Raw genomic sequence first — 25,809 nt, forward strand, 5'->3', positions numbered from 1 at the left:
GAAAGCGATCCGGCACACGGCCGTTACAGATTGCACAGTGTCAGATGGAACGGCACGTCGATATCCACCGCGCGCGGCCGCACATCGCCGTCCTGCATGGTGAACCGTACCCACAGCATGTATTTGTTGGCGCTCGCTTCGGGAATGACGCGCAGCTCCGGCGGCACGCGGACCTGCATCAGCTGGTAGGTGCGGCCCGACAGCATCTGTTGGTAGCTGCCCTGCATCGCCATGACCTTCGACGCCTGACCCGATTCGCGCGCGAGCCGCAGCACGATCGACGCGGCGTCGCGCAGCGGCAGCATCGGCAGAATCCATTTCGCGATGTCCTGGCGCCGTTGCTCGGCGGGCCATTGCTGCCACGCGTAGTACGACGGCAGGTCGAACTTGCACGTGCCGCCGGGAATCACCGCACGGCTGCGGATGCTGGCGAGCCATTCGTTGTCCACGAGGTGCTGGCCGGTCTTGCCCTGCATCTGCGCGAGATTGGCCAGCGTCTGCTCGATTTCGCCGAGCACGGCTTCGAGCGCGTTCTGCTCGATGCCCGGATTGCCGCGAAAGGGGGCGAGCGTCTGGCGTTGACGTTCGAGCTCCTTCATCAGATCCGATTTCAGGTCCGCGCGGCCCGTTACCTCGGCGATTTCGAACAGCGTCGTCAGCGCGACGTGGTGTTCACGCGGGTCCTCCTGAGCCAAAAAGAACGCGAAGCGCTCGAACAGATCTTCGAGGCGCAACAGCGTGCGAATTCGCTCGTTGAACGGATACTCGTAAAGAATCAAGCGCGCTCGCCTCTTGGGTAGGGATGGAAACAATGCAGGACATTCTAATGCTCACTCTCTACCCTAGCAACGCGCCAATTTCGTACACCATCACGATCGCGCGCGATGCTCAGTGCGCGGCGGCCGCGAACGCGACATAACGTTGGTGCAGTGCATCGACCTGCGCGGCGAGTGCATCGGGCGTCACCGCGTCGTTGACGATCACGTCGTCGGCCGCCGCGAGGCGGGCTTCGCGTGGCGCCTGTCGCGCGATGATCGCTTCGACCTGCTCGCGTGTGAAGCCGTTGCGCCGCATCACGCGCGCAATCTGCGTTTCGACCGGGCAATCGACGACGAGCACGCGATCGCTGCGCGCCTTCCAGTTGCCCGACTCGACGAGCAGCGGCACGACGAACATCACGTACGGGCCCTGCGCGTCGCGTGCTTCGCGATCGGTTTCCGCGCGGATCAGCGGATGCGTGATCGCTTCGAGGCGCCGGCGCGCATCGTCGTCGCTGAAGATCAGCGTGCGCATCTTCGCGCGATCGAGCGAGCCGTCGGCGGCAACGTAGTCGTGGCCGAACGCCTGTTCGATCGCGGGCATCGCGAGGCCGCCGGGGGCGGTGATGCGGTGGGCGATCAGATCGGTATCGACGAGCGACGCGCCGCGGGCGCCGAACAGGTCGGCAACGGTCGTCTTGCCGCTGCCGATGCCGCCCGTGAGTCCTACTGCGTACATGTCAGCCTCCGAGCGCGAAATAGAACGGCGTGCCGAAAAACAGCGTCGCGGCGCCGCCGGCCGCGAGGAACGGGCCGAACGGAATCGGCTCCTCGAAGCGCATGCGGCCGCGCCAGGTCGCGACGAGCCCGACGATCGCGCCCGTCACGGCGGCGAACAGCACGACCTGCGGCAGCGCGGCCCAGCCCATCCACGCGCCGAGCGCGGCAAGCAGCTTCAGGTCGCCGAAGCCGATGCCCTCGATGCCGCGCAGCCATTTGAACAGCCAGTAGATGGACCACAGGAACAGATAGCCGGCCATCGCGCCGATCACGGCCGAGCGCAGCGACGTGAACGTGCCGCCGAGATTCAGCACGAGCCCGGCCCAGAGCAGCGGCAGCGTCATCGAGTCGGGCAGGTAGCCGGTGCGGATGTCGATCGCGCTCATCGCGAGCAGCGCGGCGCACAGTGCGAATGCGGCGAGCGCGGCGACGGTCGGACCGAACGCGGCGAGCGAGCCGGCAGCGAGCAGCGCGCACGCGAGCTCGACGAGGGGATAACCGATGCCGATCGCGTGGCCGCAGCGGCGGCAGCGCCCTCGCAGCATCAGATAGCTGACGAGCGGGATGTTCTCCCATGCGCGCAGCACGTGGCCGCAATGCGGGCAGGCGCTGCGCGGGTGCCACAGGTCGTAGCGCGGCGGATAACCGTCGTCGGGCGCGGCGCCGGCGTTGCCGGTCGCTTCGTCGATCTCGGCCTGCCACGCGCGCTGCATCATCACGGGCAGCCGGTGCACGACCACGTTCAGGAAGCTGCCGACGCACAGGCCGATGACGACCGCGAACGCGTACTGCAGCGCGGGCGGCAGCATCGCCAGCACGAGCAGCGTGCTCTCGGGCGATTCGGAAACGGCGGACAGGGGCGCGGGCGTCATGAGGCTCAAGGTTCGGACTTAAAAGGCGACAGAATCGGTTGCGATGCTACACCACGTTGCCGAGCTGAAGGATGGGCAGGTACATCGCGATCACGAGGCCGCCGACAAGTGCGCCCAGGACGATCACGATCAGCGGTTCGCCGAGCGCCGCGAGCGCATCGAGACGCGCGTCGAGCTGGCGTTCGCAGAGCGCCGCGATGTCGGCGAGCATCGTGTCGAGCGCACCGGTTTCCTCGGCGACGGCGATCGGCTGGACGACGTCGTCCGGAAAGCAGCCGGCCGAGCGCATCGCATCGGCGAGGCGCGCGCCGCGCAACACGCGTGCCGCGACGTGCGCGGTGGCGTGCGCGAACACCGGATGGCCGGCCGTGCGCTCGAGGGTGGCGAAGGCGTCGGCGAGCGGCACGCCGGCGCCGAGCAGCGTTGCAAGCGAACGGCACCAGCGTGCGGCCGCGTATCGCTCGAGCGCGCTGCCCGCGAGCGGCGCCCGCAGCAGGCAGCGCGCGACCGCATGGCGCAACGGTGCGGACCGCCGAAGCGCGTGCTGCGCGGCGAGTGCCGCTGCCGCGGCGCCGGCCACGAGCGCGCCGCCCCACGCCGACAATGCGGAAGACAGCGCGAGCAGCACGCGGGTCGGCGCGGGCAGGGCTGCGCCGAAACCGTCGAAAATCTGCCGGAACGTCGGCACGACCCACACCATCAGCGCGGCCGAGATCGCGAGCGCGAACAGGATGACGGCGGCCGGATACGCGAGGGCGGCCCGCAGTTTGCGCCATTGCGTATCGGCGCGCTCGCGGTGTTCGGCGACGCGCGTCAGCACGATGTCGAGCGAGCCGGACGCTTCACCGACTTCGATCAACTGACGGTACAGCGTGCCGAACTGCGACGGATAGCGCGCGAGCGCGTCGGCGAAGCGCCGCCCGCCGACGATCTCGCGGGCGAGGCCCGCGGCGATGCGCGGCACGCCGTCGCGCGACCGTGTACGCGCGAGCATCTCGAGCGACGGTGCGATCGGCAGCCCGGCCTGCAACAGGCTCGCGAGCTGGCGCGTGAAACGCGTGATCTCCCGCGCGCCGGCCGTCGGCGGTCGGGCCGGCCCGCGGACGTCGAGCGACAACACCGCGATGCCGTCGCGTGCGAGCGTGGCGCGCGCGGCTGCGGCGTCGAAGGCGACGACGGTTCCGCGGTGCGGTGTGCCGTCGCGACGGCGGCCGCGCCACGCGAAGCGGGTTTCGCGCGGCGGCGTGGGCGTGCTCATACGGCGGGGGTGGCGGCGACGGCTTCCGCGAGGCTCGTCGTGCCGTCCCGCACGCGTGCGAATGCGGCATCGCGCAGGTTGCGCACGCCTTCGGCTGCCGCGCATTGCGCGAGCGCCCCGACGCTTGCGCGCGCGACGATGCGCTCCGCGAGTTCCGGCGAGACTGGCATCGTCTGATGCAGCCCGATGCGGCCGCGATAGCCGATCCCGTGACAGGCGGCGCAGCCGCGCGCGACGAAGGGCCGCCATCCGGCCGCCAGCGCCGCCGGGTCGCAGCCGGCTTCCCGCAGCCCGCGCGCCGGTGCGTCCGACGGGACACGGCATGCGACGCACAGGCGCCGGACGAGGCGCTGCGCGGTGACGAGCTGCAGCGCGGCCGCGAGGTTGTACGGCGCGACGCCGATATCGAGCATGCGGGCGATGGCGGCCGGCGCGTCGTTCGTGTGCAGCGTCGACAGCACGAGATGGCCGGTCTGCGCGGCCTTGATCGCGACGTCGGCCGTTTCGGCATCGCGTATCTCGCCGACCATGATGATGTCCGGATCCTGCCGCAACAGCGCACGCAGCGCCGTCGCGAACGTGAGCCCGGCCTTTTCGGCGACACCGACCTGGTTGATCCCGTCGAGCTGGATCTCGGCGGGATCCTCGACCGTGCAGACGTTGTGCGCGTCGCGATCGAGCATCTGCAGCGCGCAGTAGAGCGATAGCGTCTTGCCGCTGCCGGTCGGGCCGGTGACGAGCACGAGGCCATGCGGCGCGCGTATCGCGGCCTCCATCGCGGCGGCCTGCTGCGCGTCGAAGCCGAGACGGGCGAGCGTGAGATCGGGCGGCAGCGTGTCGAGGCGCCGCAGCACGAGCTTTTCGCCGAACAGCGTCGGCAGCGAGCTGACGCGATAGTCGCCGCGCGTGCCGCCGTCGATCGCGATGCGCAGCCTGCCGTCCTGCGGAAGTCGCCGCTCGGCGATGTCCATGCGCGCGAGCACCTTGATTCGCGTGACGAGCGCGTCGCGCAGGTGCGCGGGCGGCCGCGCGTGGTCGTGCAGCACGCCGTCGATACGCAGGCGGATGCGCCAGCCGGTTTCGAACGGCTCGACGTGGATGTCGGATGCATCGCGCACGCGTGCCGCGTGCAGCGTGTCCGTCAGCAGCCGCACGGCCGGCGCATCGTCGAGCTGGGCCGCGTCGAGTGCGTGAGGCACGGCGGCAGGCGGCGCGGCGGAGCGGGCGGGCGGCGGCTGCATGCGCAGCGGCGCCCCGGAAGGAGGAAAAGGCATGTGAGCCGGCACGCTGGCCGCCTGTTGACCGTGACCTGCAGATGGTCGCGCGTCGCGGGCGGTGCCGGCAGTCGGCCGTTCGGCTAGCGGGTGGCGGCGCGTGCGGTGCGCGCGCCGCGCGGCTTGAAGAGCTTGACGGTGCGCACGGCCTGATCGTCGCTGCGCATCACCTCGAGCATCACGTCGCCGATCTTCAGGCACACGTCGTCTTCCGGAATTTCCTCGAGGATTTCGAGCACCAGTCCGTTCAGCGTCTTCGGACCGTCGGTCGGCAGCTTCAGGTGCAGCCAGCGGTTCAGTTCGCGCAGCGGCATGCTGGCCGACACGATGCATTCGCCGTTCTCGTCCCAGCCGCCCGCGCGTTCGCTGCGCGGCATCGACGTCGTGAATTCGCCGATCAGTTCCTCGATGATGTCTTCGGGCGTGACGAGCCCTTCGAGCTCGCCGTACTCGTTGACGACGAGCGCGGTGCGTTGCCGCGTTTCCTGGAAGAACTGGAGCTGCTGGACCACCGGCGTGCCCGACGGCACGTAGTACGGCTCGGCGAGCAGCGTGCGCAGCGTCTCGCGGTCGAACTCCTGATTGTGGAGCGCGGTCAGCGTCTTGCGCACGTGCAGCACGCCGAGCACCTTGTCGATGTCGCCTTCGTAGACGACGAGCCGGTTGTGATAGCAGGTTTCGAGCTGGTGCAGGACGTCGTCGAGCGGCGCGTAGAAGTTGAGCGACTCGATCTGGCGGCGCGGCACCATCACGTCATCGACCGTGATGTTCTCGAGGTCGAACAGGTTGAGCAGGATGCTGCGGTGCTTGGTCGGCATGAAGCTGCTCGACTCGAGCACGATGGCGCGCAGCTCGTCGGCCGACATCCGCTGGTCGCGACCCTTCTTCGTGTTGATGCGCAGCGCCCACAGCACGCCGTTCGCGAGCGCGTTGACGAACCAGACGACCGGCTTGAACACGCGCATCAGCGGCGCGATCACGAGGCTCGCGGGCAGGGCGATGCGTTCGGGGAAGGTCGCGCCGACGATCTTCGGTGCGATTTCCGCGAACACGATGATCAGGAACGCGACGATGCCGGTCGCGATCGACAGCGCGAGGTTGTTGCGGCCGAACGTATGCAGCGCGAGCGACGTCGTCAGGACCGGGATGATCGTGTTGAACAGGTTGTTGCCGATCAGGATCACGCTGAGCAGCAGGTCAGTGCGCGTGAGCAGGCCTTGCGTGGTTTTCGCGCCGAGCGCGCCCTGGCCGGCGAGATGCTTCAGCCGATGGCGGTTGAGCGCCATCATCGCGGTCTCGGAAATCGAAAAGAAGCTGGAACAGAGGAGAAGCAGGAAGACGGCGCCGATTTGCGCCCATAAGGGAATTTGGTCCACGCGTCGGATGGGCAGTGAAGGACAGGGATGGAGGGAATATAGCAGAGGCCGGCGACCGCGATGTGTCGTGCGCGACACATGGGGCCTGAGGCGGCCGGGCAAAAAAAAACCGTGCACACGGTGCACGGTTTTTTACAAATCTGGTCGGGGTGAGAGGATTCGAACCTCCGGCCTCTACGTCCCGAACGTAGCGCTCTACCAGGCTAAGCTACACCCCGATTTGGACTCTTCCGATTTCGCCGTCTTCTTCAAGACCGCTGCGTCGTCGAGCAAGAACATAACTATAACGACGTTTCTTTAAAAAGGGAAGGCCTTGGAGAAGAAAATTTTCGAGACAGGTGAATTTCCCGTGTCGACGGTGCGTCGTCGCAGCCGTGGCGGCGACGCACGCGATCGGCTTACGACTGTCGCGACGTCGAATACGAGCACAGCGCGAGCAGGCTCTCCTTGTAGATCGAATCGGGGAACGCGGCGATCGCGGCGGCTGCGGCCTGCGCTTCCTGACGCGCGCATTCGAGCGTGTGATCGAGTGCGCCGGAGCGCGTGATCGCGTCGAAGATCGTGTCGAAACGATCGGTGCCGCCCTGTTCGATCGCTTCGCGCGCCAGTGCCGACTGCTCGGGCGTGCCGCGTTCGATCAGATAGATGAGCGGCAGCGTCGGCTTGCCTTCGCGCAGGTCGTCGCCGGCGTTCTTGCCCATGGCCTCGACGGTGCCTGCGTAGTCGAGCCAGTCGTCCATGATCTGGAACGCGGTACCGATGCGGCGCCCGTATTCGGCGGCGGCGGCCTCGGTCGGCGCATCGGCGCCCGCGAGCACGGCGCCCAGGCGGGCCGACGCCTCGAACAGCTTGGCCGTCTTGTAGCGGATCACCTGCATGTAGCGCGTTTCGTCGACGTCCGCATCGTGCATGTTGAGGAGCTGCAGCACCTCGCCTTCGGAAATGATCGTCGTCGCTTCGGACAGGATCTCCATCACGCGCATCTTGCCGACGCCGACCATCATCTCGAACGAGCGCGAGTAGAGGTAATCGCCTACCAGCACGCTCGCCGCGTTGCCGAACAGCGCATTGGCGGTCTGGCGGCCGCGGCGCAGCTCTGATTCGTCGACGACGTCGTCATGCAGCAGCGTGGCCGTGTGGATGAACTCGACGACGGCGGCCAGCACGTGCCGCTGGTGCGACGTTTCGCCGAGCGCGCCGGCGACGAGCAGCAGCAACGCCGGACGCAGCCGCTTGCCGCCCGCACCGATGATGTACTCGGCGATCTGGTTGATCAGCAGCACGTCGGACGCGAGGCTTTGCCGGATAACGCGATTTACCTGCTCCATGTCGCTGGTGATCGGAGCGAGCAGGTGGGCGGCGCTGAGGGTGGGGGAGGCGGTGGACGACGACATGATGATGGAATTGGGTGATGCGGCGGATTATAAGTCGAATCCGCGAAATCCCGGTCTGTCAGACGTGCCGCAGCCGTGATTTTGGCCGTTCGGCCGGGGCTTGTGCGCGGCAATCGTCGATCGGTTTTGACTTCGGTGCTAACCCCATGTATAATCACGTGTTTTCCGCGCGTGGTGTGCGGAAAAATTGGATCCAGAGTGAGGTTCTCAATGTACGCGGTCATAAAAACCGGCGGCAAGCAGTACAAGGTTGCCGTTGGCGAAAAACTCAAAGTAGAACAGATACCGGCTGACATTGACGCTGAAATCACGCTCGACCAGGTTCTCGCAGTGGGCGAAGGCGAATCGATTAAGTTCGGTGCGCCGCTGGTCAGTGGGGCTTCCGTCAAGGCCACCGTTGTGTCGCACGGTCGTCATGCCAAGGTCACCATCTTCAAGATGCGTCGCCGGAAGCACTACCAAAAGCACGGCGGCCACCGCCAGAACTACACTGAGCTGCGCATCGACGCGATCAACGCGTAAGCGCCTCGGTAAAGGAGCAATCAGATGGCACACAAAAAGGCAGGCGGCTCTTCCCGGAACGGCCGCGACTCCGAGTCGAAGCGTCTCGGCGTGAAAGTGTACGGCGGCCAGGCAATCAATGCCGGCGGCATCATCGTGCGTCAGCGCGGTACGCGCATGCACGCAGGCGAGAACGTCGGCATGGGCAAGGATCACACCCTGTTCGCGCTGGTCGACGGTCACGTCAAGTTCGCGACGAAGGGCGCGGACAAGAAGCATCTGGTCATCGTCGTCCCGGCGGCTGCCTAAGTCAGGCACCCACGGGCTTCGTAGCCGAAAGGCCCCGCAGTCTTCGCGGGGCCTTTTTTTATTTGGTCGCCGGGCGCATGCGCGGGCCGGCGACCCTCGCGCAACCGGCGTACGATCGGCCGAACGGCAGATTGTTCAAGCGTGCCGGCGCGCGGCACAATAGCGGAAATACTGGGCGGAGTGACGAATGAAGTTCATTGACGAAGCACGAATCGAAGTCATCGCCGGAGACGGGGGTGATGGCAGCGCGTCGATGCGCCGCGAGAAGTTCGTCCCGTTCGGCGGGCCGGACGGCGGCGACGGCGGCCGGGGCGGCAGCGTCTACGCGATCGCCGACCGCAACATCAATACGCTGATCGACTACCGATACGCGAAGAAGCATCTCGCGCGCAACGGCGAAAACGGTCGCGGCTCGGATTGCTACGGCAAGGGCGGCGACGACGTTACGCTGCGCATGCCGGTCGGCACGATCATCAGCGACATGGATACCGGCGAGCTGATCGCCGACCTGACCGAGCACGACCAGCAGGTGATGCTTGCCCAGGGTGGTGCCGGCGGGCTCGGCAACCTGCATTTCAAATCGAGCACGAACCGTGCGCCGCGCCAGAAGACGGACGGCAAGCCGGGCGAGCGGCGCATGCTGAAGCTCGAGCTGAAGGTGCTCGCCGACGTCGGTTTGCTCGGCATGCCGAACGCGGGCAAATCGACGTTCATCTCGTCGGTGTCGAACGCGCGGCCGAAGATCGCCGACTACCCGTTCACGACGCTTGCGCCGAACCTCGGCGTGGTGCGGGTCGGCCCGAGCAAGAGCTTCGTGATCGCCGACATCCCGGGGCTGATCGAGGGCGCGGCCGAAGGCGCGGGCCTCGGGCATCAGTTCCTGCGCCACCTGCAGCGCACCGGCGTGCTGCTGCATCTGGTCGATCTGGCGCCGTTCGACGAAAGCGTCGATCCGGTCGCGGAAGCCACCGCGATCGTCGGCGAGCTGCGCAAGTACGACGAAGCGCTGTACGAAAAGCCGCGCTGGCTCGTGCTCAACAAGCTCGACATGGTGCCGGAAGACGAGCGCGAGGCGCGCGTCGCCGATTTCCTCGACCGTTTCGGCTGGGACGGCCCCGTGTTCGAGATTTCGGCGTTGACGGGCCAGGGGTGCGAAGCGCTGTGCTACGCGATCTACGATTACCTGTCCGAGCATTCGGACGCACACCGTGCGGCGGAAGCGGAAGATCTCGCGGCGGACGTGCGTTTCCGCGATGCGCCGCCGGCGAACGGCGGTGCGGCGCCGGGCGACGACGCCTGAGCGGTTCCGGAACGCGCCGGGCGTGCCGCCCGGCGTCGGCGTTCAATCGCGCCCTGCCGGGCAGGCATCAGATACAGGAGACAGTGCAGGATGCGTTCGATCATCGCGGATTCGAAGCGATTGGTGGTGAAGGTGGGTTCCAGCCTCGTGACCAACGACGGCAAGGGGCTCGATCATGCTGCAATCGGCCGCTGGGCAGCCCAGATCGCCGCATTGCGCGCGCAGGGCAAGGAAGTCGTGCTCGTCAGTTCGGGCGCGATCGCGGAAGGGATGCAGCGCCTCGGCTGGAGCAAGCGGCCGCGCGAAATCGACGAGTTGCAGGCCGCCGCGGCGGTCGGCCAGATGGGGCTCGCGCAGGTCTATGAGAGCCGCTTCACCGAGCACGACATCCGCACCGCGCAGATCCTGCTCACGCACGCCGACCTGGCCGATCGCGAGCGCTACCTGAATGCGCGCTCGACGCTGCTCACGCTGCTGCGGCTCGGCGTCGTGCCGATCATCAACGAGAACGACACGGTCGTCACCGACGAAATCAAGTTCGGCGACAACGACACGCTCGGCGCGCTCGTCGCGAACCTGATCGAAGGCGATGCGCTGATCATCCTGACCGACCAGACCGGGCTGTTCACGGCCGATCCGCGCAAGGACCCGAACGCGACGCTCGTCGCCGAGGCCAATGCGGGCGCGCCGGAGCTCGAGGCGATGGCCGGCGGCGCCGGTTCGAGCCTCGGTCGCGGCGGGATGCTGACGAAGATCCTCGCGGCGAAGCGTGCGGCACACAGCGGCGCGAACACCGTGATCGCGAGCGGCCGGGAGGCCGACGTGCTCGTGCGCCTGGCGGCCGGCGAGGCGATCGGCACCCAGCTGATCGCGCGTACCGCGCGGATGGCGGCGCGCAAGCAATGGATGGCCGACCATCTGCAGGTGCGCGGCCATGTCGTGATCGACGCCGGCGCGGTCGAAAAGCTGACGGCCGGCGGCAAGAGCCTGCTGCCGATCGGCGTGATCGACGTGCAGGGCGCGTTCGCGCGCGGCGAGGTGATCGCGTGTGTCGGCCCCGACGGGCGCGAAGTGGCGCGCGGGCTCACGAACTACAGCAGCGCGGAAACGAAGCTGATTCACCGCAAGCCGAGCGGCGAGATCGAGGCGGTGCTCGGCTACATGCTGGAGCCGGAACTGATCCATCGCGACAACCTCGTGCTGGTGTGATCGCCGGCCAGGTTTCGGGTGTCCAGGCAGTCCAGTGAAAAAGCCCGCGCGACGCGGGCTTTTTCGAGTGACATGCGATGCGGAGGGCCCGCACCGTGCGCCGTCAACGCAACTGCGTCATCGCGGTGCGGTGGAACCGGATGTTTTCCAGGATCTGCCGGGTCGAGCCTTGCGGCATCTTGTTCGAGCAGAAGTAGTCCTGATACAGCGCGGAGTGGTAAGCGTTCAGTTCGCCGTTCTCGATGCGCCGCCAGTCGTTCTCGACCGTGCGATCCCAGCCGTTGTGGTCCGAGTTCAGGCCCGCGTACTGGCGCCATTCGTAGGTGTCGCAGCGGATGCCTTCGTAGTTCACGTTGCGCGCGCCGGCCGGGCTCGTGATGACGACCGCGTAGCGCACGACGCCATCGGAGCCGACGTCGAGCGACTTCGCGTCGACGAAGAACTTGAGCGGCGTGTTCTGCGATACGTTGAACGGCAGCAGGTCGCCCGTTTGCGGCAGCGGCGGCAGCGTGTCGACCGTGTTTTCCTTCCAGTTCCCCTGGCGGTCCAGCAGATAGACGAACTCGCTGTCATCCTTGTTGGACGGCGCTTTCGAATTCGCGCAGCCGGCCAGGGCAGCCATCGCGGCGATCGATGCGAGCGCGAGAGCAATCGCTTTCAATATGCATTCCTCGTAAAAAAAGGGCGCGACACCATGGTCGCGCCCGGTCATGCAGTCCGACTCGTCATTTGCCGACGATCACGTGGGGCGGCATCTCGTCGAGCGTGCTCGCCTCCACTTCGATCTCCGAACACACTACCGATGTGTCGACAATCGTCAGCGTCTGCTGGGCCTGTACGCCAATGACGCGCGGATAGCGCGACATTCGCGGCCCGCGCGGCTTCTCGGCTCGCTGCGCCGGGCGGCGCAGGAAGCGCGACAGTTCCGTCAGCGCCAACTGATAGACATCCCGCTTGAACTCGATCACCGCATCGAGCGGTACCCAGTACTCGTTCCAGCGCCACGCATCGAACTCCGGGTGATCGGTCGCGCGCAAGCAAATGTCGCAATCGCGTCCAACCATCCGCAGCAGGAACCAGATCTGCTTCTGGCCGCGGTAATGACCGCGTACTTCGCGTTTGATGAACTTGTCAGGCACCTCGTAACGCAACCAGTCGCGAGTGCGGCCGATTATCTTGACGTGTTCCGGATGCAGGCCCGTTTCCTCGTGCAGTTCCCGGTACATCGCCTGCATGGGGGTCTCGCCGTACTTGATCCCACCTTGAGGAAACTGCCAGGAATGCTCGCGGAGCCGCTTGCCCCAAAACACCTCGTTGCGCGCGTTCAAGAGGATGATGCCGACGTTCGGGCGAAAGCCTTCACGATCCAGCATACAACCACCTTCGAATCCTTTAAAATTGCTTTGATTATAAACAGATAACGGGCGCTGCGCACCGTGACGGAGCGAAACCGCGCGGGGTGCACCGACTGAATTGTCCCTGATTAGTCTGCTACGTCATCTGCGCCATCGTCGTTCGTCGCGCGCAGCTTTTTCACCTTGAAACTTTTTCGGGCGCCCCGCCTGGGGGCGCCGTTTTTGGAACCGTCCGCATGAAAGCTTCCCGTTTCTTTATCGGCACCCTGAAAGAAGCTCCCGCCGACGCGGAGATCGTCAGCCACAAGCTGATGGTCCGCGCCGGCATGATCCGTCGCGTCGCCGGCGGCATCTATAACTACCTGCCGGTCGGCTTGCGTTCGATTCGCAAGGTCGAGGCGATCGTGCGCGAGGAAATGAACCGGGCGGGCGCCATCGAGCTGCTGATGCCGGCCGTGCAGCCGGCCGAACTGTGGCAGGAATCGGGCCGCTGGGAACAGTACGGCCCCGAGCTGCTGCGCTTCAAGGACCGCAAGGACAACGACTTCGTGATCGGGCCGACGCACGAGGAAGTCATTACCGACATCGCGCGCAACCAGATCAAGAGCTACCGGCAGATGCCGGTGAACTTCTACCAGATCCAGACGAAGTTCCGCGACGAGATCCGTCCGCGCTTCGGCGTGATGCGCGGCCGCGAATTCATCATGAAGGACGCGTATTCGTTCGACAAGGACGCGGCCGGCCTGAACGAGTCGTATCGCAAGATGTACGACGCGTACGTGCGCATCTTCACGCGCCTCGGCCTCGAGTTCCGCGCGGTCGCGGCCGACAGCGGCTCGATCGGCGGCAATTTCTCGCACGAGTTCCACGTGATCGCCGACACCGGCGAGGACGCGATCGCCTACTGCCCGACCTCCGACTTCGCGGCGAACATCGAAGCGGCCGAAGCGCTGCCGCTGATCGCCGAACGCGCGGCGCCGGCGCAAGCGCTGGAAAAGGTCGCGACGCCCGGCAAGGCGAAGTGCGAAGCCGTTGCCGAACTGCTGGCGATCCCGCTCGAGCGCACGATCAAGTCGATCGTGCTCGCGACCGACAACGAAGGCGCCGAGCCGACGATCTGGCTGGTGATGCTGCGCGGCGACCACGACCTGAACGAGATCAAGGTGTCGAAGCTGCCGGGCCTGAAGAACCACCGCTTCGCGACCGAACAGGAAATCGTCGAGTGGTTCGGCACGCCGCCGGGCTACCTCGGCCCGGTCGGCACGAAGAAGCCCGTGAAGGTGATCGCGGACCGTACGGTCGCGAACATGAGCGACTTCGTCGTCGGCGCGAACGAGGTCGACTATCACATCGCCGGCGTGAACTGGGGCCGCGACCTGCCGGAGCCGGACGTCGCCGACGTGCGCAACGTGAAGAAGGGCGACGCGTCGCCGGACGGCAAGGGCGTGATCGACATCTGCCGCGGGATCGAGGTCGGCCACGTGTTCCAGCTCGGCACCAAGTATTCGGAAGCGATGGGTGCGACGTTCCTCGACGAGTCGGGCAAGCCGCAGCCGATGCTGATGGGCTGCTACGGCGTCGGCGTCACGCGCATTCTCGGCGCGGCGATCGAACAGAACTTCGACGACAAGGGCATCATCTGGCCCGAGTCGATCGCGCCGTTCGAAGTCGTGCTGTGTCCGATGGGCTATGACCGCAGCGAGATGGTGCGCGAGACGGCCGACAAGCTGTACGCGGAACTCGTCGCGGCCGGCATCGACGTGATCCTCGACGACCGCGGCGAGCGCCCGGGCGTGATGTTCGCCGACTGGGAACTGATCGGCGTGCCGCACCGCCTGGTGATCGGCGAGCGCGGCCTGAAGGAAGGCAAGATCGAGTACCAGGGCCGCCGCGACGCCGAAGCGACGCTGTTGCCGGCCGACGCGGCTGCGGCGACGGTCGCGGAGAAGATCCGCGCCGCGCTCGCACGCTAAGCTCGGCGCCCGGGGGACACGATGGAATACACGTTCCTGTCGGCCACCGTGCTCCTGGTGCTGATCACCGATCCGCTCGGCAACATCCCGCTGTTCATTTCGGCGATGCGGGACGTGCCGCGCGAGCGGCGCGTGAAGCTGATCCTGCGTGAAGTGGGGATCGCGTTCGTGATCCTGCTGTTCTTCATGGTGGTCGGCGACCGCTTCCTGCGGATGATGAGCCTCACCGACCTGTCGCTGCGGCTCGGCGGCGGGATCGTGCTGTTCCTGATCGCGCTGCGGATGATCTTCCCGCACCCGGACGGCGCGCTCGGCAGCGATCCGCGCGCGGGCGGCGAACCGTTCATCGTGCCGCTCGCGATTCCGGCACTCGCCGGGCCGTCCGCGCTGGCGACGGTGATGCTGCTGACGTCGCAGGCGCCCGGCAAGATGCTCGAGTGGGCCGGCGCGCTGACGGTCACGATGCTCGTCTGCGCGATCACGCTGGTGCTGGCCGAGCGGATCCAGCAATGGCTCGGCGAGCGGACGGTCGCGGCGTTCGAGCGGCTGATGGGCCTCGTGCTCGTCGCGATCTCGGTCGAGATGCTGCTGGCCGGCATTCGCGCGTTCGTGCACCAGTTGTAGGGCAGGCCGCGTACGCACGAAAAAAAGCGGCGCGCCGGGAAACCGGCGCGCCGCTTTTCTTATGGGGCCGGCAGGGCGGCGATCAGACGTCGGCGGTCAGTGCGCGGATCGTCGGCAGGTTGCGCCAGTAGCCCTTTGCGTCCATCCCGCAGCCGAACACGTAGCGGTCCGGCACCGAGAAGCCGCAGAAGTCGGGGTGCAGCGGCTTCGCCTTCGCGAGCGTCTTCTCGCACAGCACGGCCGACATGAAGCGCTGCGCGCCCATGTCGAGGATCCGGTCGCGGATCGCGGCCATCGTCTCGCCCTCGTCGAGGATGTCGTCGAGCACGAGCACGATCCGGTCCTTCACCGATTCGCGCGGCGCGACGCGCCAGTGCATTTCCGGGCTGCCCTGCGTCGTGTTGCGGTAGCGGGTCAGGTGGATGTAGTCGAATTCGAGCGGGAAATCGAGATGCGGCAGCAGCATCCCGGTAAACACCGCGGCGCCGCCCATCACCGAGAGAACGAGCGGGAACGCGTCGCCGATCTCGGCGCGGATCGCGTCGGCCATCTTGGAGATCGACGCGTTGACGGCATCGGCCGACACGATCTCTTCGGAGTGGTTGAAAATGTGGAGGGCTTCTTCGCGGTTCATGTGTTCTGGCGGGCAGTCGGTATACAAATAAGAATGAAGCAGAACGGCGGGCGCGCGCTACAGCAAAAACCCGCGCGCCCGGCCGGCGGGCGGAATCAGCGCATGCCGGGCATCATGCCCTTCAGGCCGCGCATCATCTTCTGCATGTTGCCGCCCTTCAGCTTCTTCATCATCGTACGCATCTGATCGTACTGGTTCAGCATCCGGTTGACTTCCTGCACCGGCACGCCCGCGCCGGCTGCAATGCGGCGCTTGCGCGTCGCCTTGATGATTTCGGGTTTGGCGCGCTCGGCCGGCGTCATCGAGCTGATGATGCCTTCCATCCGGCGGATCTGCTTTTCGGCCTGGCCCATGTCGGCCCCGGCGGCCGCCTGCTGGAACTGCGCGGGCAGCTTGTCCATCAGCGACGACAGGCCGCCCATGTTCTTCATCTGCGAGATCTGCGCGCGGAAATCGTTCAGGTCGAAGTCGCCGCCTTTCTTGACCTTGTCGGCCAGCTTCTGCGCGGCCTGCACGTCGACGCCGCGCTGTGCCTCCTCGACGAGCGCAAGGATGTCGCCCATGCCGAGGATCCGGTTCGCCATCCGGTCGGGGTGGAACACTTCCAGGCCGTCGAGCTTCTCGGCGACGCCGACGAACTTGATCGGCTTGCCCGTGATGTGGCGCACCGACAGCGCGGCGCCGCCGCGCGAGTCGCCGTCGAGCTTGGTCAGCACGACGCCGGTGAGCGGCAGCGTGTCGTTGAACGCCTTCGCGGTGTTGACCGCATCCTGGCCGAGCATCGCGTCGACGACGAACAGCGTTTCGGCCGGCTTCAGCGTGCCGTGCAGCGCGGCGATTTCCTGCATCATCGCCTCGTCGATACCGAGGCGGCCGGCCGTGTCGACGATCAGTACGTCATGGTAGTGGCGCTTCGCCCAGTCGACGGCCGCAATTGCGATGTCGACGGGTTTCTGGTCGGGCGTGGACGGGAAGAAGTCGGCGCCGACCTGTTCGCTCACCGTTTTCAGCTGCATGATCGCGGCCGGGCGATACACGTCGCACGACACGGTCAGCACCTTCTTCTTGTACTTCTCGCGCAGCAGCTTCGCGAGCTTGCCGGCGGTCGTGGTCTTGCCCGCGCCCTGCAGGCCGGCCATCAGGATCACGGCGGGCGGCGTGACCGCGAGGTTCAGCTCGGCGGCCTTGCCTTCGTAGTCGCCGCCGATCACGGCGGTCAGTTCCTTCTGGACCACGCCGACGAGCGCCTGGCCCGGCGACAGGCTGCTGATCACTTCTTCGCCGAGCGCCTTTTCCTTGACCTTGGCGATGAATTCGCGGACGACGGGCAGCGAAACGTCGGCCTCGAGCAGTGCGAGACGCACCTCGCGGAGCATCTCCTGCGTGTTCGCCTCGGTGAGCCGGGCCTCGCCGCGCAGCGTCTTGACGACGCGCGCCATCCGTTGAGTGAGATTGTCGAGCATGGGGAGCGATGGACAGTGGGGCCCGAAGGCGCGGCGGAACCGAACAAAGGGAGCCGTCGCGGGAAGGGGGCCTAGTGTAAACTTCGAACATGGATATTGTACTGTATGCCCTCACCGCATTCCTGTACGGCGGCCTCGCCGTCGCAGGCTGGCGCACGCACCGCCAGGGTGCGACGCCGCTCGTCGCGAGCGTGCCGGCCGTGCCGGTTCCCGCGTCCGCCGCGTCGGGGATGAGCGGGGCCGGCCGCGCGCTGCTGTTCGCCGCGCTCGTCGCGCACGGCGTACTGCTCCACATGACGATCTTTCCGAACGACGCGATGGTGTTCGGCTTCGCGTTCGCGCTGTCCGCGATGTTCTGGCTCGGCGCCGGCATCTACTGGATCGAGAGCTTCTTCTTCCCGCTCGACAGCCTGCGCCTGCTGGTCTTGCCGCTCGCGTGCGGCGCGTCGCTGCTGCCGCTCGTGTTCGGCGGCGTGCGGGTGCTTCCTTATGCCGCGGCGCCGCTGTTCAAGCTGCACTTCCTGATTGCGAACATCGCGTACGGGTTGTTCGCGATCGCCGCGCTGCACGCGATCCTGATGCTGATGGTCGAGCGGCGGCTGCAGTCGCTGCGCAGCGGCGGGCGCGACGGCTCGACGGGCTGGATCGCGAGCTGGCTCGAAACGCTGCCGCCGCTGCTCACGCTCGAGAAGCTGCTGTTCCGCCTGATCGGCGCCGGCTTCGTGCTGCTCACGCTGACGCTCGCGTCGGGCATCCTGTTCAGCGAGCAGATCGACGCGCGCGCGCTGCGGCTCGACCACAAGACCGTGTTCGCGATCCTGTCGTGGCTGATGTTCGGCGGCCTGCTGGTTGCCCGCAAGACATCGGGCTGGCGCGGCCGCGGCGCCGCGCGCTGGGTGCTCGTGTCGTTCGCCGCGCTGCTGCTCGCGTATGTCGGCAGCCGGTTCGTTTTCGAGGTGCTGCTGCACCGTTCCGTGGTTTGACCGCAGGTTTCCGATGCGACAGATTCTTCTCCTGATCCTTCTCTTCTTCGCGGGTTCGTGGCTCGCGCGCAAGCTGCGCCACGCGCAGGAGCATGCGCAGGCGCGCACCGGCCGCGGCGCCGGTTATGACGGCGCGTCCGGCGCCGGCGGCCCCGGAGCCGCGCGGCCGAACGGCGACGCGCGGTCGCTGCCCGAGCCGATGGTGCGCTGCGCCGAATGCGGCGTGCATGCGCCGAAGGGCGAAGCGGTCGCCGCGGGCGGCGACTACTTCTGCAGCGCCGAGCACGCGCAGCGCCACGCCGCGCGCGCGAACGGTCGCGACGTGCGATGAGCGACGCGCCGACGTTGTCGGTCGACGCGAACGGCTGGGTGCGCGAAGCGCGCCATGCGCCGTCGCCGAACTTCGAGAGGCGGCCCGCGGGCGCGGTGCCGACGCTCGTGGTCGTCCACAACATCAGCCTGCCGCCCGGCGAATTCGGCGGCGACGCGATCGAGTCGCTGTTCCTGAACCGCCTCGACTGCGATGCGCACCCGTATTACCAGCGCCACCTGCGCGGCGTGCGCGTGTCCGCCCATTTCCTGATCCGCCGCGGCGGCGAGCTCGTGCAGTTCGTGTCGTGCGACGAGCGCGCGTGGCACGCGGGCTCGTCCGAGTTCTTCGGCCGGACGCGCTGCAACGACTTCTCGATCGGCATCGAGCTCGAAGGCGCGGACGACGTGCCGTTCGACGACGCGCAATACGCGGTGCTCGCCGCGCTGTCCCGCGCGCTCGCCGCGCGCTACCCGGTCGACGCATTCGCCGGGCACTCGGACGTCGCGCCGGGCCGCAAGACCGACCCGGGCCCGCACTTCGATTGGCAACGCTTCGCGAGCGATGCCGGTTTTTCCGCCGAATACTTTCCTTTCCGTCAGCACTGATCGCGGGGTTTTTTGAGCGGAGAAAGTTTTTTCTCCGACCAATGCCTTGTCGTGTCTGCGCGTGAGCGATGTCAAGACCTTCACCGCAAATTATCCGTTTTGACCTCGTCCGAATGTCCACTATACTTGGTGCCAGTTGAGCAGTTCTGTACTAGATATAGTGTGTGTCGCAGGGGAAAACCCGAGCGGCACCGGCCGGCGGGCAACGCCGGCGGACAGGGTTCTCAGGGCGGCGCGTCAGGCCGGGCGGTCCGGGCGTCGCGATCAGCGCAGCGAACATCGACGGGGCAGGGTAGACATGACGAAGCACACGACCGGCCAGGTTGTCGCGCATCGACCGAACCGGCTTCCCCGGCGCATCGCTCGCCTCTTACCGCTCGCGCACCGCGTTGCGCAGCGTTCGTTTTAATCCGCGGTTCTTTCTCTCCGCACCATCCAACACCAGGAGCTTTGCACATGCAAACCACCGACAACGCGACGTCCCAGTACGAGAGCGCCTCGAGCCGTCCGCTCGGCGGGACCGAACAGGGCGCGAAGGCGCTCGCGCCGCAGGCCACGTTCGCCGACTACAAGGTGATCCGCCGCAACGGCAGCGTGGTGTCGTTCGAACCCTCGAAGATCGCGATCGCGGTGACCAAGGCTTTCCTGGCCGTCAACGGCGGGCAGGGCGCGGCTTCGGCGCGCGTGCGCGAGCAGGTCGAACAGCTGACGCACAACGTCGTGCGCGCACTCGTGCGCAGCCGCCCGAACGGCGGTACGTTCCATATCGAAGACATCCAGGACCAGGTCGAACTCGCGCTGATGCGCGGCGGCGAGCACAACGTCGCGCGTGCGTACGTGCTGTATCGCGAGAAGCGTCACCTCGAGCGCCAGCATGCGGGCGAGGACGCAGCGGCAGCGGGCGGCGAGTCGAGCACCGGCATCAACGTCGTCGACAACGGCGTCACGCGCCCGCTCGACCTGAACGCGCTGCGCGCGCTGATCGTGTCGGCATGCGACGGCCTCGGTGCTGCGGTTAACCCTGACCCGATCGTCGCGGAGACGGTGAAGAACCTGTACGACGGCGTGCCGATGAGCCAGGTCTACGACTCGGCGATCCTCGCGGCGCGCACGATGATCGAGAAGGACCCGGCCTACAGCCAGGTCACGGCCCGCATCCTGCTGCACACGATCCGTCGCGAGATCCTCGGCGAGGAAGTCGTGCAGGCCGAGATGTCGACCCGCTACGCGGAATACTTCCCGCAGTTCCTGAAGCGCGGCGTCGACGCCGGCCTGCTCGACGACAAGCTGCTGCAGTTCGACCTGAAGCGCCTCGGCGAAGCCCTCGACGCGAACCGCGACCTGCAGTTCGGCTACCTGGGCCTGCAGACGCTGTACGACCGCTACTTCCTGCACGTCGAAGGCACCCGCATCGAAATGCCGCAGGCATTCTTCATGCGCGTCGCGATGGGCCTGTCGCTGAACGAGATCGACCGCGAAACGCGTGCGATCGAGTTCTACAACGTGCTGTCGAGCTTCGACTTCATGAGCTCGACGCCGACGCTGTTCAACTCGGGCACGCACCGCTCGCAACTGTCGTCGTGCTACCTGACGACGGTCGCGGACGATCTCGACGGCATCTATGAAGCGCTGAAGGAAAACGCGCTGCTGTCGAAGTTCGCCGGCGGCCTCGGCAACGACTGGACGCGTGTGCGCGCACTCGGCTCGCATATCAAGGGCACGAACGGCAAGTCGCAAGGCGTGGTCCCGTTCCTGAAGGTCGTGAACGACACGGCCGTCGCGGTGAACCAGGGCGGCAAGCGCAAGGGCGCGGTCTGCGCGTACCTCGAATCGTGGCACCTCGACATCGAGGAGTTCCTCGAGCTGCGCAAGAACACCGGTGACGACCGTCGCCGTACGCACGACATGAACACGGCGAACTGGATTCCCGACCTGTTCATGAAGCGCGTGATGGAAGGCGCCGACTGGACGCTGTTCTCGCCGTCGACCTGCCCGGACCTGCACGACAAGTTCGGTGCCGACTTCGAGAAGGCTTACACGGCTTACGAAGAGAAGGTCGCGCGCGGCGAGATCAAGCTGTTCAAGAAGATCCCGGCGCAGCAGCTCTGGCGCAAGATGCTCGGCATGCTGTTCGAGACGGGTCACCCGTGGATCACGTTCAAGGATCCGTGCAACGTCCGCTCGCCGCAGCAGCACGTCGGCGTCGTCCACTCGTCGAACCTGTGCACGGAAATCACGCTGAACACGAGCGACACCGAAATCGCGGTGTGCAACCTCGGCTCGGTGAACCTCGTCGCCCACCTGGTGAAGCAGGCCGACGGCAGCTACGCGCTCGACCACGACAAGCTGAAGCGCACGATCAGCGTCGCGATGCGCATGCTCGACAACGTGATCGACATCAACTACTACGCGGTGCCGAAGGCGCGTAACTCGAACCTGAAGCACCGCCCGGTCGGCATGGGCATCATGGGCTTCCAGGACTGCCTGCACCTGCTGCGCACGCCGTACGCGTCGGAAGCGGCGGTCGAGTTCGCGGACCGGTCGATGGAAGCGGTCTGCTACTACGCGTACTACGCGTCGACCGAGCTGGCCGAAGAGCGCGGCCGCTACTCGAGCTACCGCGGCTCGCTGTGGGATCGCGGCATCCTTCCGCAGGACACGCTGAAGCTGCTGACGGAAGCGCGCGGCGGCTACGTCGAGGTCGACACGTCGGAGTCGCTCGACTGGACGACGCTGCGTTCGCGGATCGCCGCGCACGGCATGCGCAACTCGAACTGCGTCGCGATCGCGCCGACGGCGACGATCTCGAACATCATCGGCGTGTCGGCCTGTATCGAGCCGACCTTCCAGAACCTGTACGTGAAGTCGAACCTGTCGGGCGAATTCACGGTGGTGAACGAGTACCTGGTGCGCGACCTGAAGGAACGCGGCCTGTGGGACGAAGTGATGGTCGCCGACCTGAAGTACTTCGACGGCATGCTGTCGCGCATCGACCGCATCCCGGCCGACCTGCGCGCGATCTACGCGACCGCGTTCGAAGTCGACCCGACGTGGCTGGTCGAAGCGGCATCGCGTCGCCAGAAGTGGATCGACCAGGCGCAGTCGCTGAACATCTACATGGGTGGCGCGTCGGGCAAGAAGCTCGACGAGGTCTACAAGCTCGCATGGCTGCGCGGCCTGAAGACGACCTACTACCTCCGCACGATGGCGGCGACGCACGTCGAGAAGTCGACGGTCGCACACGGCGCGCTGAACGCCGTGCCGACGGGCGGCGCGGGCAACGGCGGTTCGGGCAGCGGCGGCGCGCAAGGCGCGGCAGGCGGCTTCGGTGCGGCGGGTGGCGATGTGTCGTCGGGCGCGATCAATGCAGCGCCGGCACTCGCGCCGGTCGAGGCGGACGGTCCGGTGTGCACGATGCGTCCGGGCGATCCGGGCTTCGACGAGTGCGAAGCGTGCCAGTAACGCAGTGCGCCTGACCTGAGAAGCAGGCAAAGGCGGCGCACACGACGACCGATCGAGGTTGAAGTGTGCGCCGCTCTCAACTAAAAAAATGATAAGGAATCTGTAACGCGCCACCTGCGTTGCAGGCAGTGACAAGCGATCGAAACATCCCCGACGGCGTCACGTTTCGATCGGCGTTCGATGCGTCGGGCGCACCTCGCGATACATGCGCAACTCACTTCGCGCGCTGCATGAACGACGATGCGTTGCTCAAAGTGTTGTATCGAGGTCGCAACGCGAATCGAAAAAAGGATTTTTCGTGAGCGAACCCTTTTATCGCTCAGGAAAAGATGGTACAAACCGTTCTAAATTGATGGTGAGAATTTATGCTCAACTGGGATGACGAGAAGACTGCCGTAACCCCCGCGAGCGGAGCGCAGCAAAACGCGTTGCGCACCTCCGCCGGGATGGCTGTCGGAATGCAGGCCGCTGCGCCTGCCGCCCATCAGGTCCGTGACATTTTCGAAGGCGATCTTGCGGTGCCGCCGCAAGCATCGGCTGTTCCCGCCGGCGGTACGGAAGCGCGGGTCAATGTCGCCGACAAGCGCATCATCAACGGCCAGACTGACGTGAATCAGCTGGTGCCGTTCAAGTACAAGTGGGCGTGGGAAAAGTATCTGGCCGGTTGCGCGAACCACTGGATGCCGCAGGAAATCAACATGTCCCGCGACATCGCTCTGTGGAAGGACCCGAACGGTCTGACCGAGGACGAGCGCCGCATCGTGAAGCGCAACCTCGGCTTCTTCGTGACGGCCGATTCGCTCGCGGCGAACAACATCGTGCTCGGCACGTACCGCCACATCACGGCGCCCGAGTGCCGGCAGTTCCTGCTGCGCCAGGCGTTCGAGGAAGCGATCCACACGCACGCGTACCAATACATTGTCGAATCGCTCGGTCTCGACGAAGGCGAGATCTTCAACGCGTACCACGAGGTCACGTCGATCCGCGCGAAGGACGAATTCCTGATCCCGTTCATCCACACGCTGACGGACCCGGCCTTCAAGACCGGCACGCTCGAAGCGGATCAGAAGCTGCTGAAGTCGCTGATCGTGTTCGCCTGCATCATGGAAGGCCTGTTCTTCTATGTCGGGTTCACGCAGATCCTCGCACTCGGCCGCCAGAACAAGATGACGGGTGCTGCAGAGCAATATCAGTACATCCTGCGCGACGAGTCGATGCACTGCAACTTCGGCATCGACCTGATCAACCAGATCAAGCTCGAGAATCCGCATCTCTGGACCGCGGAATTCCGCGCCGAGATCCGCGAGCTGTTCAAGCAGGCTGTCGAACTCGAATACCGCTACGCCGAAGACACGATGCCGCGCGGCGTGCTGGGTTTGAACGCGTCGATGTTCAAGAGCTACCTGCGTTTCATCAGCAACCGCCGTTGCCAGCAGATCGGCCTCGATCCGCTGTACCCGAACGAGGAAAACCCGTTCCCGTGGATGAGCGAGATGATCGACCTGAAGAAGGAACGCAACTTCTTCGAGACGCGTGTGATCGAGTATCAGACGGGGGGCGCGCTGTCCTGGGAATAACCCGCAGCAGCGAACCCGTCACATGATGTGAGCAGCCGGTGGCCTCTCGGCCCCGGCCCAAGGTTTAGGAGCAAGAACGCCTGATGCAAAGCATGCCCGGTGCCTTAACGGCCCAACGATACGACAGGCACTTTGCGAACCCTTCAGTGGGATGGGCAAACTTCCCTCCGGATAAAGCGGACGGCCGTGTGGCGGTCCGCTTGATCAAGCGATTAGGGGTAGCGGCGCGCGGTGCGCCGGCTACCGACTTGATTTGGCGCGCGAGGCCGAGTGGTCACGCGCGCCATACCGTATTCATTAGCGTAAGCGCGCGGTACCTGCGTACGCCGATGAATAGCCCGCTTCGAAGCGCACGTCCTGAACAGCGTCCGCGGGAAGCGGGTTTTGACGAAGGGTGTAGTTTGAACTGACTCTCATCTGAACCTGAAGGAGAACAACATGGCTACTGCCAAGAAGAAACCGGCTGCTAAGAAGGTTGCTGCCAAGAAGACCGTTGCGAAGAAGGCTGCTGCTCCGGCGAAGAAGGCCGCTGCAGTGAAGAAGGTCGCAGCGAAGAAAGTCGCCGTGAAGAAGGTTGCTGCGAAGAAGGCAGCACCGGCGAAGAAGGCCGCAGCGAAGAAGGTCGCAGCCAAGAAGGTCGCAACGAAGAAGGTTGCAGCCAAGAAGGTCGCAGCGAAGAAAGTCGCCGTGAAGAAGGTTGCTGCGAAGAAGGCGGCACCGGCGAAGAAGGCTGCTGCGAAGAAAGTTGCAGCGAAGAAGGTCGCCGTGAAGAAGGTTGCTGCGAAGAAGGCGGCACCGGCGAAGAAGGCTGCCGCGAAGAAGGCGGCACCGGCGAAGAAGGCTGCCGCGAAGAAGGCTGCGCCTGCGAAGAAGGCTGCCGCGAAGAAGGCTGCGCCTGCCAAGAAGGCTGCCCCTGCGAAGGCGGCTGCTGCGCCGGCGAAGAAGGCTGCTGCACCGAAGAAGGCCGTCGTGAAGAAGGCTGCGCCGGCAACGACCGCGTCGACCGCATCGGTTGCGCCGGCATCGGGCGTGAAGACCGCGCTCAACCCGGCAGCGGCATGGCCGTTCCCGACCGGCAGCCGTCCGTAATCGCGGCTGACCAGCACCACCCGGACACTCACGTGGTGTCCGCGGGTTGAGTAGCGCTACTCAATCAGTCCCGCCATCTGGCTCAGGTGGCGGGATTTTTTTCGTCCGTACTCGCCGCAGCCGACACCTCGGCGAGTACGGACGAAAAAAAACGCATGTGCAGCGTCGCACATGCGTTCGACCGCGGCTTGCGCCGCGTGCTGAGGATACCGGTTAGTGCGTGACGCGCGTGACGCCGCCGCTCGACAGCAGTCGTACGCGCTCGCCTGCACGGAACGCTTCGCCGCTGGCCGCCTGCGTGATCGAGCGCAGATCGCCGTTGTCGAGGCGCACGGTGATTTCGACACCGTTCGCCGTGCTGAGGTTTTCGCCCACGGCGTTACCCGCGACCGCGCCGACGAGGCCGCCCGCGATCGCCGTCAGGATCGAGCCCTTGCCGCCGCCGATCGCGCTGCCTGCGACCGCGCCGAGTGCGCCGCCGCCGAGCGTGCCGATCGCGCTGCCGCCGCCGTCGGACTGGATGCGTACCGCGCGGACGCTTTCGACCGTGCCCATGCGGACCGTCTGTTCGCGCTGCGCCTGGCCGACGCTATAGACATCGGCGGAACCGGGTGCCGTGAAGCAGCCGGCGAGCGTCAGCGTGGCCGTCAGCATGGCCGCGAGCGTGAGGGTTTTGTTCGTCAACATCTTTGCTCTCCCA

At 66.0% G+C, this 25,809-nt stretch carries 25 protein-coding genes and 1 tRNA gene; 13 read left to right on the plus strand and 13 right to left on the minus strand.

The features are described 5' to 3' along the window. Window positions 1–23 precede the first annotated feature (23 nt). From zapD to AC1VVG_RS02900, 8 genes are all read right to left on the minus strand, one after another. Window positions 24–779 (minus strand): cell division protein ZapD, encoded by a 756-nt coding sequence (zapD, locus tag AC1VVG_RS02865; RefSeq protein WP_034186363.1) that lies wholly within the window; start codon window positions 777–779, stop codon window positions 24–26. A 109-nt stretch (window positions 780–888) separates the two neighbouring features. After that, window positions 889–1,497, minus strand: coding sequence for a dephospho-CoA kinase (gene coaE / locus AC1VVG_RS02870; RefSeq protein WP_482835237.1), 609 nt, complete (start codon window positions 1,495–1,497; stop codon window positions 889–891). Between the two features lies 1 nt (window position 1,498). Further along, window positions 1,499–2,410, minus strand: a complete 912-nt coding sequence (locus AC1VVG_RS02875; RefSeq protein WP_482835238.1) for a prepilin peptidase — start codon at window positions 2,408–2,410, stop codon at window positions 1,499–1,501. A 46-nt stretch (window positions 2,411–2,456) separates the two neighbouring features. After that, window positions 2,457–3,668: a type II secretion system F family protein gene (locus tag AC1VVG_RS02880; RefSeq protein ID WP_482835239.1), complete on the minus strand. Its 1,212-nt coding sequence runs from the start codon at window positions 3,666–3,668 to the stop codon at window positions 2,457–2,459. Further along, the gene (locus AC1VVG_RS02885) at window positions 3,665–4,942 is read right to left on the minus strand and encodes a GspE/PulE family protein (RefSeq protein ID WP_049030432.1); all 1,278 of its coding nucleotides are present in this window, start codon (window positions 4,940–4,942) and stop codon (window positions 3,665–3,667) included. The genes AC1VVG_RS02880 and AC1VVG_RS02885 overlap by 4 nt, the downstream gene beginning before the upstream one ends. Window positions 4,943–5,025: 83 nt before the next feature. After that, a complete protein-coding gene (locus tag AC1VVG_RS02890; protein ID WP_175027950.1) occupies window positions 5,026–6,318 on the minus strand; it encodes an HlyC/CorC family transporter in 1,293 nt (430 codons plus the stop codon). Window positions 6,319–6,459: 141 nt separating this feature from the next. Continuing rightward, window positions 6,460–6,536, minus strand: a tRNA-Pro gene (locus AC1VVG_RS02895). Window positions 6,537–6,716: 180 nt separating this feature from the next. Continuing rightward, entirely contained in the window at window positions 6,717–7,712 is a 996-nt protein-coding gene (locus tag AC1VVG_RS02900; protein WP_031398933.1) for a polyprenyl synthetase family protein, read from the minus strand. Window positions 7,713–7,922: 210 nt separating this feature from the next. Between AC1VVG_RS02900 and rplU the strand changes: the two genes are divergently transcribed. The 4 genes from rplU to proB all read left to right on the plus strand — a co-directional run bounded on the left by rplU (window position 7,923) and on the right by proB (window position 11,031). Continuing rightward, the gene (rplU, locus tag AC1VVG_RS02905; protein WP_027783472.1) at window positions 7,923–8,234 is read left to right on the plus strand and encodes a 50S ribosomal protein L21; all 312 of its coding nucleotides are present in this window, start codon (window positions 7,923–7,925) and stop codon (window positions 8,232–8,234) included. A gap of 24 nt (window positions 8,235–8,258) precedes the next feature. Next, window positions 8,259–8,522 carry a 50S ribosomal protein L27 gene (gene rpmA / locus AC1VVG_RS02910; RefSeq protein ID WP_006476999.1) on the plus strand — a complete coding sequence of 88 codons (264 nt, stop codon included), beginning with the start codon at window positions 8,259–8,261 and terminating at the stop codon, window positions 8,520–8,522. 187 nt (window positions 8,523–8,709) lie between these two features. Continuing rightward, window positions 8,710–9,822, plus strand: coding sequence for a GTPase ObgE (gene obgE, locus AC1VVG_RS02915; protein ID WP_034186369.1), 1,113 nt, complete (start codon window positions 8,710–8,712; stop codon window positions 9,820–9,822). A gap of 90 nt (window positions 9,823–9,912) precedes the next feature. Next, window positions 9,913–11,031: a glutamate 5-kinase gene (proB, locus tag AC1VVG_RS02920; protein ID WP_034186370.1), complete on the plus strand. Its 1,119-nt coding sequence runs from the start codon at window positions 9,913–9,915 to the stop codon at window positions 11,029–11,031. Window positions 11,032–11,134: 103 nt separating this feature from the next. Here the strand turns inward: proB and AC1VVG_RS02925 are convergent, their stop codons facing one another. After that, the gene (locus tag AC1VVG_RS02925) at window positions 11,135–11,743 is read right to left on the minus strand and encodes a CNP1-like family protein (RefSeq protein ID WP_034186371.1); all 609 of its coding nucleotides are present in this window, start codon (window positions 11,741–11,743) and stop codon (window positions 11,135–11,137) included. 13 nt (window positions 11,744–11,756) lie between these two features. Further along, entirely contained in the window at window positions 11,757–12,404 is a 648-nt protein-coding gene (locus tag AC1VVG_RS02930) for an RNA pyrophosphohydrolase (RefSeq protein WP_034186372.1), read from the minus strand. A 218-nt stretch (window positions 12,405–12,622) separates the two neighbouring features. Here AC1VVG_RS02930 and AC1VVG_RS02935 point away from each other — a divergent pair, with 218 nt between their 5' ends. Beyond that, complete coding sequence (locus AC1VVG_RS02935; RefSeq protein ID WP_049030429.1) at window positions 12,623–14,359, plus strand: proline--tRNA ligase; 1,737 nt, start codon at window positions 12,623–12,625, stop codon at window positions 14,357–14,359. Between the two features lie 21 nt (window positions 14,360–14,380). Next, window positions 14,381–14,983, plus strand: coding sequence for a MarC family protein (locus tag AC1VVG_RS02940; RefSeq protein WP_034186374.1), 603 nt, complete (start codon window positions 14,381–14,383; stop codon window positions 14,981–14,983). Between the two features lie 82 nt (window positions 14,984–15,065). Here the strand turns inward: AC1VVG_RS02940 and AC1VVG_RS02945 are convergent, their stop codons facing one another. After that, window positions 15,066–15,617, minus strand: a complete 552-nt coding sequence (locus AC1VVG_RS02945) for a hypoxanthine-guanine phosphoribosyltransferase (RefSeq protein ID WP_034186375.1) — start codon at window positions 15,615–15,617, stop codon at window positions 15,066–15,068. 95 nt (window positions 15,618–15,712) lie between these two features. Then, the gene (gene ffh / locus AC1VVG_RS02950) at window positions 15,713–17,080 is read right to left on the minus strand and encodes a signal recognition particle protein (protein WP_034186376.1); all 1,368 of its coding nucleotides are present in this window, start codon (window positions 17,078–17,080) and stop codon (window positions 15,713–15,715) included. An 89-nt stretch (window positions 17,081–17,169) separates the two neighbouring features. Between ffh and AC1VVG_RS02955 the strand changes: the two genes are divergently transcribed. From AC1VVG_RS02955 to AC1VVG_RS02985, 7 genes are all read left to right on the plus strand, one after another. Further along, window positions 17,170–18,063, plus strand: a complete 894-nt coding sequence (locus AC1VVG_RS02955) for a cytochrome C assembly family protein (RefSeq protein ID WP_034186377.1) — start codon at window positions 17,170–17,172, stop codon at window positions 18,061–18,063. Between the two features lie 13 nt (window positions 18,064–18,076). Further along, window positions 18,077–18,394 (plus strand): PP0621 family protein, encoded by a 318-nt coding sequence (locus tag AC1VVG_RS02960; RefSeq protein WP_034186378.1) that lies wholly within the window; start codon window positions 18,077–18,079, stop codon window positions 18,392–18,394. Beyond that, window positions 18,391–18,981, plus strand: a complete 591-nt coding sequence (gene ampD, locus AC1VVG_RS02965) for a 1,6-anhydro-N-acetylmuramyl-L-alanine amidase AmpD (RefSeq protein WP_034186379.1) — start codon at window positions 18,391–18,393, stop codon at window positions 18,979–18,981. Before AC1VVG_RS02960 ends, ampD begins: the two co-directional genes overlap by 4 nt. Window positions 18,982–19,437: 456 nt before the next feature. Then, window positions 19,438–22,443 (plus strand): ribonucleoside-diphosphate reductase subunit alpha, encoded by a 3,006-nt coding sequence (locus AC1VVG_RS02970; protein ID WP_124609726.1) that lies wholly within the window; start codon window positions 19,438–19,440, stop codon window positions 22,441–22,443. A 365-nt stretch (window positions 22,444–22,808) separates the two neighbouring features. After that, complete coding sequence (locus tag AC1VVG_RS02975) at window positions 22,809–24,020, plus strand: ribonucleotide-diphosphate reductase subunit beta (RefSeq protein ID WP_034186381.1); 1,212 nt, start codon at window positions 22,809–22,811, stop codon at window positions 24,018–24,020. 83 nt (window positions 24,021–24,103) lie between these two features. Next, window positions 24,104–24,430 carry a hypothetical protein gene (locus AC1VVG_RS02980; RefSeq protein ID WP_080287729.1) on the plus strand — a complete coding sequence of 109 codons (327 nt, stop codon included), beginning with the start codon at window positions 24,104–24,106 and terminating at the stop codon, window positions 24,428–24,430. A 28-nt stretch (window positions 24,431–24,458) separates the two neighbouring features. After that, window positions 24,459–25,109, plus strand: coding sequence for a histone H1-like DNA-binding protein (locus AC1VVG_RS02985; RefSeq protein WP_034186382.1), 651 nt, complete (start codon window positions 24,459–24,461; stop codon window positions 25,107–25,109). A gap of 213 nt (window positions 25,110–25,322) precedes the next feature. On the opposite strand, the gene AC1VVG_RS02990 is transcribed toward AC1VVG_RS02985, so the two are convergent. Then, window positions 25,323–25,796, minus strand: a complete 474-nt coding sequence (locus AC1VVG_RS02990) for an outer membrane lipoprotein (RefSeq protein WP_034186383.1) — start codon at window positions 25,794–25,796, stop codon at window positions 25,323–25,325. Window positions 25,797–25,809: the final 13 nt, after the last annotated feature.

The sequence above is a fragment of the Burkholderia sp. L-4 genome, from assembly GCF_056856535.1.